The organism is Paenibacillus periandrae, assembly GCF_022458865.1.
GTDB lineage: Bacteria > Bacillota > Bacilli > Paenibacillales > NBRC-103111 > Paenibacillus_S > Paenibacillus_S periandrae.
The window spans coordinates 110,673-127,842 of the sequence record NZ_JAJNMU010000011.1; the positions used below are offsets into that span (position 1 = coordinate 110,673).

General features: G+C 46.6%; 15 protein-coding genes. 12 read left to right on the top strand and 3 right to left on the bottom strand.

The features are described from left to right. Positions 1-38: 38 nt before the first annotated feature. Entirely contained in the window at positions 39-1,205 is a 1,167-nt protein-coding gene (locus LRL21_RS19400; protein WP_240417455.1) for a Gfo/Idh/MocA family protein, read from the top strand. 56 nt (positions 1,206-1,261) lie between these two features. Here LRL21_RS19400 and LRL21_RS19405 read toward each other — a convergent pair whose 3' ends face one another. Continuing rightward, positions 1,262-1,780, bottom strand: coding sequence for a thermonuclease family protein (locus tag LRL21_RS19405; RefSeq protein ID WP_240417457.1), 519 nt, complete (start codon positions 1,778-1,780; stop codon positions 1,262-1,264). 65 nt (positions 1,781-1,845) lie between these two features. Here LRL21_RS19405 and LRL21_RS19410 point away from each other — a divergent pair, with 65 nt between their 5' ends. The 4 genes from LRL21_RS19410 to LRL21_RS19425 all read left to right on the top strand — a co-directional run bounded on the left by LRL21_RS19410 (position 1,846) and on the right by LRL21_RS19425 (position 6,122). Then, complete coding sequence (locus LRL21_RS19410; protein ID WP_240417459.1) at positions 1,846-2,049, top strand: hypothetical protein; 204 nt, start codon at positions 1,846-1,848, stop codon at positions 2,047-2,049. Between the two features lie 10 nt (positions 2,050-2,059). Then, entirely contained in the window at positions 2,060-3,757 is a 1,698-nt protein-coding gene (locus LRL21_RS19415) for a DNA repair helicase XPB (RefSeq protein WP_240417460.1), read from the top strand. Next, a complete protein-coding gene (locus LRL21_RS19420) occupies positions 3,754-5,583 on the top strand; it encodes a helicase-associated domain-containing protein (protein ID WP_240417461.1) in 1,830 nt (609 codons plus the stop codon). The genes LRL21_RS19415 and LRL21_RS19420 overlap by 4 nt, the downstream gene beginning before the upstream one ends. A 77-nt stretch (positions 5,584-5,660) precedes the next feature. Then, complete coding sequence (locus tag LRL21_RS19425; RefSeq protein ID WP_240417462.1) at positions 5,661-6,122, top strand: YlbF/YmcA family competence regulator; 462 nt, start codon at positions 5,661-5,663, stop codon at positions 6,120-6,122. Between the two features lie 54 nt (positions 6,123-6,176). Here LRL21_RS19425 and LRL21_RS19430 read toward each other — a convergent pair whose 3' ends face one another. Then, positions 6,177-7,196: an asparaginase gene (locus LRL21_RS19430; RefSeq protein WP_240417463.1), complete on the bottom strand. Its 1,020-nt coding sequence runs from the start codon at positions 7,194-7,196 to the stop codon at positions 6,177-6,179. Positions 7,197-7,242: 46 nt separating this feature from the next. Here LRL21_RS19430 and LRL21_RS19435 point away from each other — a divergent pair, with 46 nt between their 5' ends. From LRL21_RS19435 to galU, 5 genes are all read left to right on the top strand, one after another. Further along, complete coding sequence (locus tag LRL21_RS19435) at positions 7,243-7,509, top strand: YlbG family protein (protein ID WP_240417464.1); 267 nt, start codon at positions 7,243-7,245, stop codon at positions 7,507-7,509. Positions 7,510-7,741: 232 nt separating this feature from the next. Continuing rightward, positions 7,742-8,176, top strand: a complete 435-nt coding sequence (locus LRL21_RS19440; protein ID WP_240417465.1) for a hypothetical protein — start codon at positions 7,742-7,744, stop codon at positions 8,174-8,176. Positions 8,177-8,271: 95 nt separating this feature from the next. Beyond that, positions 8,272-9,183 carry a selenium metabolism-associated LysR family transcriptional regulator gene (locus LRL21_RS19445; RefSeq protein WP_240417466.1) on the top strand — a complete coding sequence of 304 codons (912 nt, stop codon included), beginning with the start codon at positions 8,272-8,274 and terminating at the stop codon, positions 9,181-9,183. Positions 9,184-9,268: 85 nt separating this feature from the next. After that, a complete protein-coding gene (locus LRL21_RS19450) occupies positions 9,269-10,114 on the top strand; it encodes a PHP domain-containing protein (RefSeq protein ID WP_240417467.1) in 846 nt (281 codons plus the stop codon). Positions 10,115-10,148: 34 nt separating this feature from the next. Then, on the top strand, positions 10,149-11,027 hold the full coding sequence (galU, locus tag LRL21_RS19455) for a UTP--glucose-1-phosphate uridylyltransferase GalU (protein WP_240417468.1): 879 nt from the start codon (positions 10,149-10,151) through the stop codon (positions 11,025-11,027). A gap of 295 nt (positions 11,028-11,322) precedes the next feature. Here the strand turns inward: galU and LRL21_RS19460 are convergent, their stop codons facing one another. Further along, positions 11,323-13,137, bottom strand: coding sequence for an Rqc2 family fibronectin-binding protein (locus LRL21_RS19460; RefSeq protein WP_240417469.1), 1,815 nt, complete (start codon positions 13,135-13,137; stop codon positions 11,323-11,325). A 215-nt stretch (positions 13,138-13,352) separates the two neighbouring features. On the opposite strand from LRL21_RS19460, the gene LRL21_RS19465 reads away from it, so the two are divergent. Further along, positions 13,353-16,139, top strand: a complete 2,787-nt coding sequence (locus LRL21_RS19465) for a calcium-translocating P-type ATPase, SERCA-type (RefSeq protein ID WP_240417470.1) — start codon at positions 13,353-13,355, stop codon at positions 16,137-16,139. A 170-nt stretch (positions 16,140-16,309) separates the two neighbouring features. Further along, positions 16,310-17,152 carry a diaminopimelate epimerase gene (gene dapF / locus LRL21_RS19470; protein WP_240417471.1) on the top strand — a complete coding sequence of 281 codons (843 nt, stop codon included), beginning with the start codon at positions 16,310-16,312 and terminating at the stop codon, positions 17,150-17,152. Positions 17,153-17,170 lie beyond the last annotated feature (18 nt).

A 17,170-nucleotide genomic window follows, 5' to 3' on the forward strand; every position in this document is an offset into this window, starting at 1 on the left:
TATTCTTTTTAATTTAAATGAGAGGCAGGGAAATACGAATGGATAAAGTACGCATCGGTATTATCGGTGTAGGCAACATGGGAAAAAGCCATATCGATTACTTGACCAAAGGCCAAGTAAATGGCGCCGAGTTGACCGCCATTGTGGATACAGACCCAACCCGACTCGAATGGGTTAGAACCCATCATGGCAATGCAAATATTCAATTGTTCGATAATGCGGAGGCATTTTTCGCATCCAAAGCATTCGATGCTGTAATAGTAGCAACTCCACACTATGACCATCCGACATCTGCTATTCAAACACTTGCTCATGGTTACCACGTTCTGGTCGAAAAACCGGCAGGCGTATACACGAAGCAAGTTCGTGAAATGAACGAGGCTGCGGCTAAATCCGATAAGGCATTTGGCATTATGTTCAATCAGCGTACGAATCCTCTATATCAAAAGCTGAGAGATTTAATTACTTCTGGTGAACTTGGTCAAGTTCGTCGTACGAACTGGATTATTACCAATTGGTACCGCTCCCAGAGCTATTATGATTCAGGCGGCTGGCGCGCTACCTGGGCTGGAGAAGGCGGCGGTGTTCTGATCAATCAGGATCCGCATCAGCTGGACTTGTGGCAGTGGACTATAGATATGATGCCGAAGCGCGTAAGAGCATTTTGCGGCTTTGGTAAATACCGTAACATTGAGGTTGAAGATGATGTAACGGCGTACGTGGAATATGAGAATGGCGCTACAGGGCTGTTCGTAACAACGACAGGTGAAGCACCAGGAACAAACCGTTACGAAGTTAGTGGCGACAACGGTAAAATCGTGATCGAAGATGACAAGCTGACCTTCTGGCGCCTGCGTCAATCCGAGCCTGACTTTAACCGCGAATTTAAAGGTGGCTTCGGTTCTCCTGAATGCTGGAAATGTGAAGTTCCTGTAATCGGAGCTCCAGGACCACAGCATAAAGGTATTACACAAAACTTTGTTGACCATATCCTAAAAGGAACCAAGCTGTTGGCTCCTGGTGAAGAGGGTATTAAAGGCTTGACACTATCCAATGCCATGCACTTGTCGTCATGGACTGACAATTGGGTAGATCTGCCAATCAATGAAGACCTGTATTATGAGAAGCTGCAGGAACGTATTAAAAACTCTACTTTGGTTAAAGAAACCAAAGAGCTGCAATTGGACGTAAAAGGTACGCATTAATCTACGATCTATACTTTCAATAACAAAAGGTGACTGGTGGGATTGCTCCCGCCTGGTCACCTTTTTTCAAACGCTGCCTCGTAATTTTGCCATAAGCCTTTTTGTTTTTGGCGTGCCTCCTCCTGAGCCTTTTTGAACAAGTCCACATACTTCACGTTAGGTGGAAAGGTTGCTATCCGTGCGTAGCCCTCGCTTACCAGCGTACGATTGAACAACTCGTCCTCAATCCACACATAGGCAAGCAGACGGTCGTACTGATCCTTGCGATCCACATCCCATTCCAACTCTACTGTTTTTTTATCCAGTCGTTTCTTCGTATAGCTTGAGGCTTCTTCTCCATAAAACATGACTGGTGTGTTCGGTTTTTTCGTCTCCGGCGTATCGATGCCTATCAGTCTTACCTTTTCTTTTTTGCCGTTTAGTTGAATCTCCAGTGTATCGCCATCCACCACGCGTTCGATTTTAACTTGCTGACGATTTTGCTTGGAGGAGGCCGCTTGCTCTTGCTGCTGGCATCCTGTGATGAGGATAAAAAAACAAAGTAATAAAGCCAGTATGATTGATCGTTGTCTCATGAGTCCCCCTATGCAGCTCGTATTTATTTAATTCCGCTCCGTTCCTCATTGTAGAACCTGAAGAAATGGCTTGTAAAGAGAAACAATGTTTATTTTACTCCCTTTATTTTCATACTAGAGGAGATGGGCTTTGGAAACGAAAGCCAAATGGACGTAAAACCGATGGAAATATTCCTGTAAAAAGCCAAGCAGATACTTATGAAGCAGGCTTTCTTGCGGAAAGCCCAGTAGATGCTTACGAAGTGGGCTTTCCGAAGGAAAGCCCTTAGGAGGGACCACATGAAGATAGATTCGAAAAAACCGCTTGTTGTGCAAAACGATTTTACGGTGCTTCTTGAAGCACGTCATCCTGATTCGGAGCAGGTTCGAATTGTATTGACCCGTTTTGCTGATTTGGTGAAGACTCCAGGGGCGATTCATACCTACCGGATGTCTGCGCTATCGCTATGGAACGCGGCAGCAGCGGGGATGACGACAGCGGAAATCGTTGATTTTCTGGAGCAGTATGCAAAATTCGGTGTCTCTGTCCATGTTAAGCAGGATATTCGAAGATTCGTTGAACGTTACGGTTTGGTGCGGATAGAAAGTTTGGGAGAGGATCTGCTGTTGGTTTCTGATGATGTGGATGCTATTAAAGAGATGGTGTCGTATAGATCGCTTCGCTCCTATGGACTGTGTCAGATTGATTCGCGAACCCTGCGCTTCTCTTCCACATTTCGGGGCGTTCTGAAACAGGAGCTAATCAAGCTGGGTTACCCTGTACAGGACTTGGCTGGTTATTCTCGTGGTGAAGAATTACCCATTAATTTAAAGCATTCCACTGGGCAGGGTCAGTCTTTTGAACTGCGGGATTACCAACGGGTTGCTGTCGATTCCTTTTATCAGGAGGGAAGTACGCTTGGAGGGAGTGGTGTGCTGGTGCTGCCTTGCGGGGCGGGAAAAACACTTATAGGTATAGCAGCAATGGGCAAGCTAAATTGTGCGACCTTGATTCTTACGACGAATAGTACATCAGTCAAGCAATGGAAGCGTGAAATTCTAGATAAAACGAACGTGACGGAGGATATGGTTGGGGAATACAGCGGTTTGATCAAGCAGGTTCGACCGATTACGATCGCCACCTATCAAATTTTGACCTACCGGAAGTCTAAGGATGATTTGTTTGTGCATATGGATCTGTTTAATAAACGTGACTGGGGATTAATCGTCTATGATGAGGTGCATTTGCTGCCGGCTCCGGTTTTTCGTGTTACTGCAAATATTCAAGCTACAAGAAGGCTTGGTCTTACGGCTACTCTCATTCGAGAAGACGGCAGAGAAGAGGATGTGTTCTCACTCGTGGGTCCCAAGCGATACGACATGCCTTGGAAGGAACTGGAGGGCAAGGGCTGGATTGCATCTGTAAACTGTTCGGAAATCCGTGTCGAGCTAACTGAGGCCGAGAGGAACCGGTATGATGTCTCAGGGCCGAGGCAGCAAATGAGATTGGCCAGCATGAACAGTGCCAAATATGGTGTTATTCAAGAACTATTAAAGAGGCATTCGACCGAACAGGTTCTTATTATCGGGCAATATATCGAACAGCTCAAGCAAATATCTGATGTCCTGCAGGTTCCTTTGATTTACGGTGAAATTTCTCAGGAAAGACGTGAGGAGCTGTTTGAAAAGTTTCGAAATGGTAAGATAAGGGTGCTTATTGTATCGAAGATAGCTAACTTTGCCGTCGATTTGCCGGATGCAGCGGTTGCGATCCAAATTTCGGGCAGTTTCGGCTCGCGGCAGGAGGAGGCGCAGCGGCTCGGTCGGATTTTACGACCCAAAGCAAATAGGAATGAGGCTTTCTTTTATTCGATTGTTTCAGATAACACCAAGGAGCAGGATTACGCGCTGAACCGACAGTTATTTTTGGTCGAGCAGGGGTATCGTTACCGGATTCAGTCCTGGCAGTCTGTGCAATCCGAGGTCGTTCGATTATGAACCATGCCTATTTTCTGGGTCGAATGGAGCCGGGTTTTATAAAAAAGCTGGAGACCGAACGCATTTATGCACCATGGATACAGCAAGGATACCAACTTGTGACCATTTGGAACGATATCGAAATCATGAAATCGATATACGGACATTTGTCCGAAAGGGAACGCCGTTTACTGCAGCTGCTGGTTATTCATGTAGGCTGTGTGCCTTTTGAGTGGCCCAAGCTTGAGCGGCTTACGCATTCTTTAATGTCTGGAGCTGAAGCTCGGGTTGGACTGCTGCTGCTTGTTGAAAAGGGATTTCTGTACGTATTGCGCAAATCTTGGGGAGAGCAGCTGTACGTTATGGCTCATGATGGGCTCGCGATGTGGCAGCAGATCTTATGGCCTCAAGGTGAAGGGCGTTATACAGCAATGAATAGAGAGCCGTTGAAATATACGGATATCGAACTGACAGATCAAGGTAGGACTGGACTTGTTCACAATATATTTCAGTCTATGGTGTATATAAGCCAGAATGACATGAAACTGACCAGAAGCGGAGCATTGCCCAAAAGAACCCTACTCAAATGGAAAAAAGTACTTTTCCTCGATGATGATGCATTCAAAGCATGCGGAATTCAGTATGCTTATATGAATGTGTATAGTGAATCGATTGCGGTTGTGTTGGATTTCATGATCAGGCTGCAAATCGTCAGGTATCAGGACGAGGAGCTCGTGCTTCAGGTTGAGGAAAGCAGGCGTTGGCTGTGTTTGAGTGAAGCGGAGCAAAATGAACGACTGTATCTGTTGTGGAAGGAGTTGATGTTCCCGACAGAGACGTGGCTGCAGCATGCCGTTCTTGTGCTGGAACATCTGCCGAATGAGGAATGGATAAGTGGAGATCATATTTTAAGTTGGCTAAGAGATTGTGAAGTTATACCGGCTACCTCATTGCTTCATGACGAAATGCTGGTGGAACAATTGGAAGTTCTTTGGCTTAATCCATTGCTCGCGTTCGGCTGGTTGGAAAAGGGTATTAGCATGTCTCAAGAAGAGACTTATTGCTATCGTTGGAGTCAGCACCCACTGGCTGAAGCTGTGAAGAAGGAGGATACGGCACGGTATTTGTATATTCAGCCGGACTTTGAAGTGCTGGTTCCGCCTGATGTCGGATTTGCCGTACGCTGGGAGCTTGCAGCCGTGGCTGATCATCTTTATACGGATTCAATGTCACTTTATCATATAACCAAGAAGAGCTTGCAGCGTGGTATCCAAACAGGGCGAAGAGTGGAATATATACTTGCATTTCTTGAACAACATGCCGTTGATGGTATTCCAGAACATGTTCAATTTACGATAGATCAGTGGTCTGCAGAGCTTGGTTTTAAGGCAGGTGTGTTTGACATCGATAAGGATAGTACCATAGTTATGGACACATCGGAGTCTGACATGCCTAAGGTGGAAGCATGCCAACAGCTGGCCCATAGAAAAGGGCTGTTGGATTCACGTCATTCATTTATCCAATTGGAAATGGAGCGGCAGCTCCCTTCTTTATCAGAGCTGTATTCGGAGCTTCGTACGGTTCCAGCCGCATGGATGAAGGAATATCGTTCCTATCATTCGAGTACACGAAGAGAAATCACGCTGAAGGCTATGGAATGGAAAACAGAACTGCAGATCCGCGGTAATGGAATAGATCGCGTAATCATTCCAAGAATGCTGCAGGAAATAGATGGAAATTGGGGTGTATCGGGTTATGACGCGTTGCATGGTAAAGAAATTAGCTTGTTAATCAGTGATTGTGATGAAATGCGGATCATTGTACCAGGAATATACGAGAAATATTGATCTGCATAAGGGCCTTTTGTGTGTTATGATAGTAGAGAATACAACAATCATAAACATTCGAAAAGGCAGGTGCGGTGATGGCAGTAACAGAAGCGCAAACCTTGGACATGTCTGCTATTCTCATGCAGGCGTATGATTTGGGGGACATGATAAAAAGTTCCGCTGAGACAGCGGAGTTTCTATATTGGAAGCAGCGATTAGATCAGGATGCGCAAGTAAGCGGTTTGGTGCGTCAGTTTGACAAGAAGAAAGAGTTGTTTGAGGAGTGCCAGAGGTTTGGGCATTTTCACCCTGATTATCATGCCGCACTGGGACAGGTACAGGAAATTCAAAATCAGTTAGATAGTCTGGAGTCCGTTAGAAGGTTCAAGCTGGCTGAGGAGAGACTAGACAATTTATTGTATTCCGTATCGCAAACGATAGCGCACAGTGTTTCGGATACGATCAAAGTACCAAGTAATGATCCGCTTGCAAGCGGTGGAAGTTGTTCAACGGGCAGCTGCTCTACAGGAGGAAGCTGCAGCGGTGGCTGCAGCTAATCTTTAGACCTGAAGGAAGCAGTTATGATCAACGTTATTTCCAGTTTGAGAGCTTTAATCGTGATGCCATTTAAACGTAGCATTCGGCTGGATACTGCCTACGATATGATCATGACAGTTCTTGATAGCCGGATGATGAAAAGAACGCAAGGCTTCAATTTCCTGATCCTGCAGCAGATTTAGTTGAATTAACGTTTCCATGACAGCTGGATATAGGGCACGTTTGGCGCCATCTTCAATCTTGAGTGCAATTCCCCAGCTCTTCTCGGGTATGGTGAGGGTGAACAAGCCCTCAGCGCCCATTTTTCCAATGATACGTCCATTAGTGACCTCAATCAGTCGAGTGTCGAATCGATCACTCCCTGCGATATAATAGGGCTCACTGGATATGGCCCTGATAATACGGCTGCAAGCCTCCTTACGGGCAGAACTCAGATTAACAGGGTTCCCGAGCTGTGCATAGGCAAAGGCCAATGCCTCCAGAGGCATTGCAAATACGGGAACGCCACAGCCATCTGTGCCAAGTGTAATCTGCTCCGGCAATAAATTGCTCATCTCCGCGATGACGTGAAGCATAAGCTGTTGAACGGGGTGCGTGATCTCGATATAGGAGTGATTGGATATTCCAAGCATTTGAGCTAAAGCCAACATGCCTGTATGCTTTCCTGAGCAATTATTGCGCAGCGGTGTGAATGGCTGGTTAGCCTGCTTTAAACGTTCTGCTGTAGGTTCATGAAACGGTTCATGAATCCCGCAGCATAATGCGGTTTCATCAAGATTAAGTTGACGCAGAGTACGATCAACCCATCTGGCATGTTCATCCTCGCCATTGTGGGAAGCGCATATCAAGGTGATTTGCTTATCATCAAGATGTAAGCGCTCTGCTCCACCAGCTTCGAGCAGTGGAATTGCTTGGAGCAGCTTGGCTGTTGAACGTGCAAATGTATAAAAAGATGGATTTCCCGCGGAGACAATCAGCTTGCGGTTTATATCCATGACAGCGAGATGAACGATGTGCCGGCTTTCCGTTAGGGTACCTCGTATGATGTGAATATTTAATTCTCCGTTGTCCACAGTCCATCATCCTTTCATTTGACTCTATAGAAAGTAGGTAATGCTGATGTTAACCGATCGAAGCGGTCTTATTGTTTGGGTGACAGATCTCAAAGCAGCGAACAAGCATTTGGAGCGTTATGGAAGTGTGCATTTTATTTCCAAAAGGTTACATTATGCGGCCATGTATGTCCATGCAAGTAAGCTGGAGGAAACGATGAAGCAGCTGCAAAAGCTGGCATTTGTCAAAAAAGTCGAACGGTCCTATCGGAATGAAATTCAAACCGAGTATACTAACAACGGGGCTGATAAATCAAACTTTTATACCCTATAAATGGTATGTAATTTTTTGTTTATATAATGAGGTATATGGGTTTATTATATACATGTTCGGAGGAAAAGCTTCTGATGTCGGAGGCTTTTTTTGCTGTGAAGTATCAAGTTTACAAGATTTAACTAAAGAATAATTTATTTGTCAATCATTCTTCAGTAATGTAAAATATACAGAAGAACTATGCTGTACATAGGTTTAAAGGACTATTTACATAGGCGGGAGGTTATGATTTATGAGGGATAGAACGATAGAACGATCAAATGGTTGTGAACCGTTTTTTGTTTCATTAGGTAACAAAAGCATTACGGATATCGTTATCACGAATCATGCCCAAATCCGCTGGAATGACCGTGTTGAGCATGAAAAAACGGGTTTTGAAGATATTTGTGCCTTTTTATGGAACCGCTTAAAAGCGGGCCAGATCAAGTCTTATTACAAGAATGGTGAAGATGCTTATCTGGTGGATGACGATTTGGTTTTGATCGCTGAATTCACAGATATGGAGAACATTAGCGAGACGGGTCCAAAGCTGCATCGGATGGTCATTGTCACTTTTTTAGGACGTATGTCGGAAACGATTGAGCTTAGGGATTTGAAATCTTATTACTCTTGGCTGCGTCATTCACGTCGAATGACTTTGATCAAAAACAGCCGGAAACGCCGATAATAAAGGATTCCAAAGAGTATTCTGCGTAGATGCAGCATGCTCTTTTTTTATTTGCTATAATAGGTCTACCAAAGCATGTTGGAGGTACGCAGATCATGGCACTTAATTTTCATCAGCTTCATATTTTTTATACAGTCGCGGAGAAAGGCAGTTTTTCATATGCGGCACAAGCCCTTCACATGACTCAGCCCGCTGTTACGATGCAGGTGCAATCGTTAGAGGATTATTTTGGTACCAAGCTGTTTCATCGTTCCACGAAAAAGATTGAACTCTCGGAAGCAGGCAGAACCTTAATGCCATTTGCCAAACGGAGTATTGACCTAATAAAAGAAACGGACATCAGTATGTCCAAATTTACACATATGCTGGAAGGAAGGCTTCACTTAGGGGCCAGTATGACTGTAGGGGAATATATATTGCCTCGCTTGCTCGGGCCTTTTGGAAAGGAATATCCGAACATTTCAATTAGCATGAAGGTCATCAACACGAGACAAATACTTGATGAAGTGCTGAACCACCAATTGAATTTTGGTATTGTGGAAGCAGAGGTGCATCACCCGGATGTGCATGTGGAAGCTGTGATGAATGATGAATTAATGCTTATTGTTTCAAAAGACCATCCGTTGGCTGACATGCCGATCGTTACATTGGAAGAGATGCTAAAGTATCCTTTTATTTTAAGAGAACAAGGCTCGGGGACGAGAACGGTTATGGAGGAAGAGCTTGCTCGTGCAGGCTGTGATCCGGGCGATATGAAGATCGTTATGGAGCTTGGCAGTACCGGTGCTGTTAAATCGGCTGTAGAAGCTGGCCTGGGTATCTCCATATTGTCCCAATCCTCTCTCAAGCATGAAGCGGCGCTGGGTGTATTAGTCGTAAAAAAAATCGAAGGCGTTTGCTTTACTCGCAGCTTCCATGCGATTTATCTGAATTCAACCATTTTGCCAATATCGGCCGTCACCTTTTTGACCTTTTTGCGCGAACGGGATTTGAGTCAATGGCTATAAAAGCAGGTTGACCAATTGTCGAGGAATGGTATATTCTGGATTATTGGAGTTATTATCGAATCAGAATCAGGAAAAGAGGGGTCATATGATGTACGCGGATTTGCATAGTCACACTTTGGCGTCGGATGGGATGCAGCCACCAGCTGAAAATGTACGGCTTGCTGTGGCGGCAGGACTCGGGGCTATAGCGATAACTGATCACGATACAGTAGCAGGGCTTCAGGAAGCGATAGCTGCGGGTGAGCAATATGGAATTCAGGTTGTCCCTGGCGTTGAGATCAGCACGATAGCTGGCGGCGAGGATATCCATGTTCTTGGGTATTGGATGGATTACGAAAATGAGCTGTTTTTGGAGCGGTTGGCGAATCTGAGGAGTGTTAGGGACAAACGGAACGAAATGATGCTTGAGAAGCTGAATGAACTGGGTGTTCCACTCACGATGGATGAAGTACGTGCATCTCTGCAAGCATCGAAAAAAGTCGATGAAACGCTCGGTAGGCCGCATATCGCCGATGCCATGCTGCGCAAGGGATATGTCGGCACTATTGCTGAAGCATTTGACCGATTTCTTGGAAAAGAAGGTGCTGCTTATGTCAATCCGCCGCGGATTGAGCCTGCAACTGCAATTGGATGGATTCGGGATGCTGGAGGGGTTCCCGTGCTTGCCCATCCTGGTCTGTATGGACAGGATCAATTAATCGGTGAGCTTGTCGAAAGCGGTTTAGCGGGCATCGAGGTATATCATGCGGATCATACGGTCGAGCAGGAGCAGCATTATTTGTCTATCGCCAAGCAGTATCAGCTGATTGTGACGGCAGGATCGGATTTTCATGGTGAGCGGGGCGGAGTTGTATTCCATTCGCCTATAGGCTCAAAAAAAATCGAAATATCTGTTGTTCAACAGCTTATTGAGGATAAACAAAAGCTGTGAATAAGGAGAAAGGTAGAAGTTCAGGAGGATTAGGATGAAAATACGTAAAGCAATCATACCAGCCGCAGGTCTGGGAACCCGGTTTTTACCTGCGACCAAAGCCCAGCCCAAAGAAATGCTGCCGATCGTCGATAAACCGGCGATTCAATATATTGTTGAAGAAGCGATTGCTTCCGGCATTGAAGATATTATGATAGTGACCGGTCGTAATAAAAGAGCGATTGAGGATCATTTTGACAAATCCGTTGAGCTGGAAATGATGCTGGAGGAAAAAGGGAATCTGGAGCTGTTAAAGCTCGTGCAGGATGTGTCGAACCTTGCCGATGTTCATTATATTCGCCAAAAGCAGCCGCTTGGTCTCGGGCATGCCGTATTGTGCGCACGTAAATTTATAGGCAATGAACCGTTTGCCGTGCTGCTTGGCGACGATATTATTCAGGCAGAGCCGCCGTTCTTGCAGCAAATGATCGAGCTGTATGAGCATACGGAAACATCCGTAATCGCAGTATCAGAAGTGCCGTGGGAGGATGTGGACAAATACGGAATCGTTTCACCTTCCTCTGTGGTCCACCCTTATTATCGGTATATCGAGGATTTGGTCGAAAAACCGGACCGCGGCCATGCACCATCGAACCTGGCTGTCATCGGCAGATATATCATTCAACCGGAGATTTTCAACATACTGGAAAATTGTGAGCCTGGCAGAAACGGTGAGATCCAACTGACCGATGCGCTGCGCATACTGAACAGTCAGAGCCCTATGGTCATCTGCCCGGTCCAAGGCAGACGTTATGACGTCGGAGATAAGATCGGCTATCTCGAAGCAACCATCGAAATCGCACTTCAGCGCGAAGACCTTCAGGACGCCCTAAAGGCATATTTACAAAAGCTAACAAGCACCTGGCACTCTTAATAAAGTGTCTTAAGTAGCACCAAGCGAGTCCCGTAGGGACGATGCGTCTTAATCCCACAAAAGCCCGCCCCACTCGAAGTCACCACACTGCAGTCAAGCGTGTCCCACAGGGACGAAAAGCGTCCCGAGAACACCAAGAGTCCGCATCCACTCGAAGTCACTCACCGCAGTCAAGCGTGTCCCACAGGGACGAAAAGCGCCCCGAGAACACCAAAAGTCCGCACTCAGCAAAGGGAGTCCAGAGGGCAGCGCCCTTTGGGGCCCTCCCTATAGGGAGGGTTTGGGAGGGTCCGCTCTACTTGATACTCATAGGCAGCTGTTTGATCCCATCAGCATCAGGGGTAATGAACAAAGTTTTCTGATGATCATAAATCACAAATCCCGGCTTGGCGCCGCTCGGCTTGCGGACATGCTTGATCATCGTATAATCGACTGGCACCTGACTGGATGCCTTGGCTTGGCTAAAATAAGCGGCAAGCTGGGCAGCCTCATGCAGGGTTGCATCTCCAAACTGTATGCTGCGAATAACAACGTGAGAGCCAGGAATATCCTTTGTATGCAGCCAGGTATCTGCGGACTGAGCCAACCTATTCGTTAAGTACTCATTCTGTGTATTATTTTTCCCGACATAGATCGGAATACCTTCACTAGAAGTAAAGCAGGACAGCAGAGGACGCTGATTTTGCTTCTTTTTGCGTGTTTTTTTACTGCGGTCGCGAATGTATCCTTGATCAATGAGTTCATCACGAATTTCGGCGATATCGCTAAGTGAGGCTGTACCCAGCTGCTGCAGCAAGCTGTCCAAATAGAGAATTTCCTCGTGAGTCTGCTCCATTTGTACTTTTACCGCAATGAGACTGTTTTTGCTTTTGGTATACTTTTTAAAATAACGCTGTGCATTTTCTGAAGGGGTGAGCAGAGGATCGAGTGGAATGGTAATCATACGCTGCTCTTCATCATAATAGTTGATGACTTCAATTGCGGAAGTGCCTTTCTGAATCTGATGCATGGAAGCTGTCAGCAAGTCGCCAAGTACTCGCAATTTGTCAGCGTCCTGCGCCTCGTCGAGCGTTTCCTGCAGCTTTTCCAGCTTCTTCGCATTTTTGTTTCGTTCATTTTGAAGAAACTTCAGTAAATCGGACACCCGTTGCTTGACGGTATCGCGCTCTGCTTTATCTCCGTAAAAGGCTTCAAGGCATTGGCTCACCGTATCATAATATTGGATTTCTCCTTGCAGATGGGTCAGCTTAATAACGGAAAAATAAGCTTTTCCCGTGTCCGTTTGCTCACAAATATTAGGTGCGCCACTGCCTGACCGCAGTTGATTAATGATGGAGAAGAAGGGCTCCCACAGATGAGAGGCGCTCTCAGCAGGTGTGTGCGCAACGGTTATCTTGGGCTGAGTCCGGTGTACGATTTCTTTGGCTACCAGAGGACTGAAGCCGCTAAACCGAGCGACAAGACGCTGCTCCCAGGTAAGATCATCCCAAGGCTGAGCAGACTTGGCAGGTGCCTTAAAGGGGTCATCCTGCTCAGTTTGGACAGAGGGCGCCTGCGTCATCAGCTCAATAAAGGAGTCGCGTTCAATGTGAAAAGGCTGCTCCTTATGCTGCTCGGGAGGTGCAGTATAACGGCTGCCAGGCATAATGATACGATAACTACTGATCGCAGGGGTTACATGATGGATTCCATCAATGATCGTATCTGTAGATGGATCCAGTAAAATGATATTACTGTGCCGTCCCATGATCTCAATAATGATCGTTTTGTTGCTCACATCCCCAAGCTCATCGCGCTGTCTCAGGCCTATATGGATGACCCGCTCCAGACCAGGCTGTGTAATGCTCTCGATAATACCACTTTCGCAATGCTTGCGCAGCAGCATACAGAACATGGGCGCATCCAGCGGGTTAGCATAAGATTTGTCGGTAAGATGCGCGCGGGGATAAGTTGGATTGGCAGACAACAGCAGCTTTAGATTACTGCCCTGAGCGCGAAGCTGCAGTATGATATCATTGCCTGAGGGCATATGAACTTTATTAATTCGGCCGCCCACGCAGGCTTGAAGCTCTTGTACCAAACTATGGACGACGAGACCGTCTAACGACATATTGATTACAACTCCGTTCGTACTAATAATTTAAATGAACTTATAGTTCACCCTCTATCATGCCATACTTTGGACAAAAACTTAAGCGACTTTTCATTTGTGCTATTTCGCAGCTTGTCTGAATACATTTACTCATGAGGAATTTGTAATGAAAATTGAGCTTTGCAGCCTTTCGCAAGGCGGTATCAGAGCAACCTTATGGGAGGTAATACGGAATGAGTCAGAAGAAGTGGTATCAAATGACAAGCGAGGAAACGATGGAAGCCCAGAACATGCAGACCTTGCTGGGATTAACCTCGTTAGAGGCAGAGAAGCGATTGGAGCAAAATGGCAGAAATGAACTATCAGACGGTCCCAAGCTGTCTCCAATTACTTTATTTCTGGGCCAGTTTAAAGATTTTATGGTGCTGGTTCTCGTTGGAGCAACTTTAATTTCAGGTCTGCTTGGGGAATATCTGGATGCAATTACAATTGTTGCGATCATTATTATGAACGGTATTCTTGGTTTTATTCAAGAATATCGGGCTGAGCGCTCCTTACGGGCGTTAAAAGAATTGTCCGCTCCAAACGCCCGTGTCCTTCGTGATGAGACGATATTGCAAATTCCAGCCCGCGAACTGGTCCCGGGAGATATAGTCCTGCTTGAAAGTGGAGACCGAATCCCCGCAGATCTACGATTTATTGAAACAAACAGCCTATATGCCGAAGAATCGGCATTAACAGGTGAATCCGTGCCGGTTAATAAGCACACCGAAGCTTTGAAAGGTGATGAGGTTTCGCTAGGCGATCAGCGCAATCTCGGGTTCATGGGTACGATGGTCACACGTGGAACAGCGAGGGCTGTAGTGATTAGAACCGGGATGCATACGGAAATGGGGAAAATTGCTGATCTGATCCAAAATACAGAATCGACCGAGACGCCACTACAGCATCGGCTGGAGCAGCTTGGGAAAATATTGATTATCGTTGCATTGGTGCTAACCCTCCTCGTTGTAGTAGCTGGCATATTGCATGGGCAGGAGCCCTACAGTATGTTTTTGGCGGGAGTCAGTTTGGCGGTAGCAGCAATTCCGGAAGGGCTGCCGGCTATTGTAACAATCGCACTGGCTATGGGAGTTCAACGGATGATCCAGCGTAAAGCGATTGTTCGCAAGCTGCCTTCGGTGGAGACGTTGGGCTGTGCCTCCGTGATCTGCTCGGATAAAACAGGAACTTTAACTCAAAACAAAATGACCGTTACCCATTTATGGCTGGGTGGAAATATTCTTGAGGTTACAGGGGAAGGTTACGAGCCGCAGGGGGATATCAAGCTGAAAGGCGAACGTATCGATATGCGCAACCATTTGATGCTGCGCAAGCTGCTGCAAGTATCTGTATTGTGCAACAATGCACAGCTCACCGAGCAGACAGAAGTGACAAAGCGTAAAAAACAGACTGCGGATGAGACGAAAAGTGTTTGGAGCCTGCAGGGGGATCCAACAGAAGGCGCTCTTATCGTATTGGGAGCCAAGGCTGGACTGACCGTTCCTTCCTTATCAGGTTTGTTCAATCGTACGAGCGAATTTCCCTTCGACTCTGAGCGTAAACGCATGTCGGTGCTTGTAGAGCATCAGGGAGGGCGCATGGCTTGCACCAAGGGGGCACCCGATGTGCTCATCATGCAGTGCAGCTATGTATTGTGGGATGACAAGGTGATTCCGTTTACTCCAACGCTCCGACAAAAGGTGCTTGCTGCCAATGAAGGTATGGCGAACAACGCATTGCGTGTTCTGGGACTTGCTTATCGCGATCTGAAGCCAACTGAGAGCTGCACGGAGGAAGCTGAGGTTGAGAACGGTCTGGTTTTCATCGGTTTGACAGGAATGATTGACCCGCCGCGCAAGGAAGTCAGGGATGCCATAACGAAATGCCGCAAGGCTGGCATCAAAACTGTGATGATTACCGGTGATCATCAAGGAACAGCCGAAGCAATAGCCAAGCAGCTGGGGATCATGCCTGCATCAAATGGATTAACCTTAAACGGACAGCAGTTAACGGCGCTAAGTGACGATGAGCTTGACAAACTGGTCAATGATACAAGCGTCTATGCACGAGTGTCGCCAGAACATAAGCTGCGCATTGTCAAGTCATTGCAGCGACAGGGCCATGTGGTTGCGATGACCGGGGATGGTGTTAATGATGCACCGGCTATTAAAGCGGCAGACATTGGAATTGCGATGGGAATTAGTGGAACGGATGTGTCCAAGGAAGCGGCTTCGCTTGTATTAAGTGACGATAATTTTGCTTCGATTGTTTCCGCTATTGAGGAAGGGCGCGGTATTTACGAAAATATTCGCAAGTTTATCCGGTATTTGCTGGCATCCAATGTCGGCGAGATCATGACGATGTTTTTTGCGATGATGGCGGGCTTGCCGCTGCCGCTCGTTCCGATTCAGATTTTATGGGTCAATCTGGTTACAGATGGACTTCCGGCCATGGCGCTTGGCGTCGATCAAGCTGAAAAGGATTTAATGCAGCAGAAGCCGCGTGGCGCGCGTGAAAATATTTTTGCCCGGCGGTTGGGCTGGAAAATTATTTCTCGAGGCATGCTGATCGGCATTTGCACCTTGGCGGCATTCCTGATTGCTCTGCAGCAGGGGCTGCATGATGATGCAGCAACATTGATTAAAGCACAGACGGTTGCTTTTGCCACCTTGGTTATGGCGCAGTTGATCCATGTGTTCGATTGCCGCAGCTCACGTTCTATCTTTCATCGCAATCCGCTGCAAAATCGTTATCTGGTTCTGGCGGTACTGTCCTCATTGCTGCTGATGCTGGCGGTGCTGTACATCGAGCCCTTGCAGCCTATCTTTAAAACCGTTCCACTGGATATTATGGATTGGATCGTTGTCCTCGTATTCGCAGGAATTCCAACTTTCCTAATGGGATTTGGCAGCTTAATGAGCAAGCCGTCCAAACGCAAGCCCGTTCGTTATGGAACGACTAAGCCTGTTATTCGTTAATAGTTTGATTCGTGCCGAGGCCTGGGGTTAAATTCCAGGTTTCGGCATTTCGTATTTTGTACATTTATAGTAAACGGAATTTTGCCAAAAAACTATGCATACCTGTCATTTTGCGTTATGATAATGGCTATCAACACTATAGGGATCAGGGTAGAAAGTAGGGAACGGCTATGAATTTCACAAAAATGCATGGGCTTGGGAATGATTTCATTGTCGTTGCAGGTCAGCAAGAGCTGCCTGTCGATGCAAATGAGCTTGCTATCCGTTTGTGCAGTCGTTTTTTTGGCATTGGAGCGGACGGGCTTGTATATATACTTCCTTCAAAAATCGCCGACTATCAGATGAGGATCATCAATTCCGACGGTTCGGAGTCCGAGCAGTGCGGGAATGCCATTCGTTGTGTCGCTAAATATATTTATGAGCATGGTATGATGGATGCCTCAGCAACTGATTTAACGGTGGAGACGATCGGTGCGGGCGCACAGCAGGTGCAGCTCACTGTAGCTAAAGGTAAAGTAACTGCGGTGCGTGTCGATATGGGTGAGCCGATTCTGCAGGGGGCCTTAATTCCTACGGTATTGGACCAGGAACAGGTGCTCAATCATCCGATTGAAGTGGATGGACAACAGTTTCATTTTACTGCCGTTTCGATGGGCAACCCACATTGTGTAATCTATGTTGATGATGCAGTTGGATTTGATTTGGCGGAGTGGGGGCCAAAGCTGGAAAAGCATCCGATGTTCCCGCGGCGTGTAAATGTGGAATTTACAACAGTCAAGGCTCGGAACGCGATGGATATGCGCGTATGGGAACGTGGAGCTGGCCCCACGCTTGCCTGTGGTACCGGAGCTTGTGCATCATTGGTAGCCTCGGTGTTAAATGATGTATCGGATCGTTCAGCGACGGTTTCCTTAAAAGGCGGCGACTTGTTTATTGAATGGAGCTTAGTCGACAATCATGTATATATGACAGGACCTGCAGAGCAGGTTTACGAAGGCTGCATATCTATATAAAAGTATAAACGAATGATA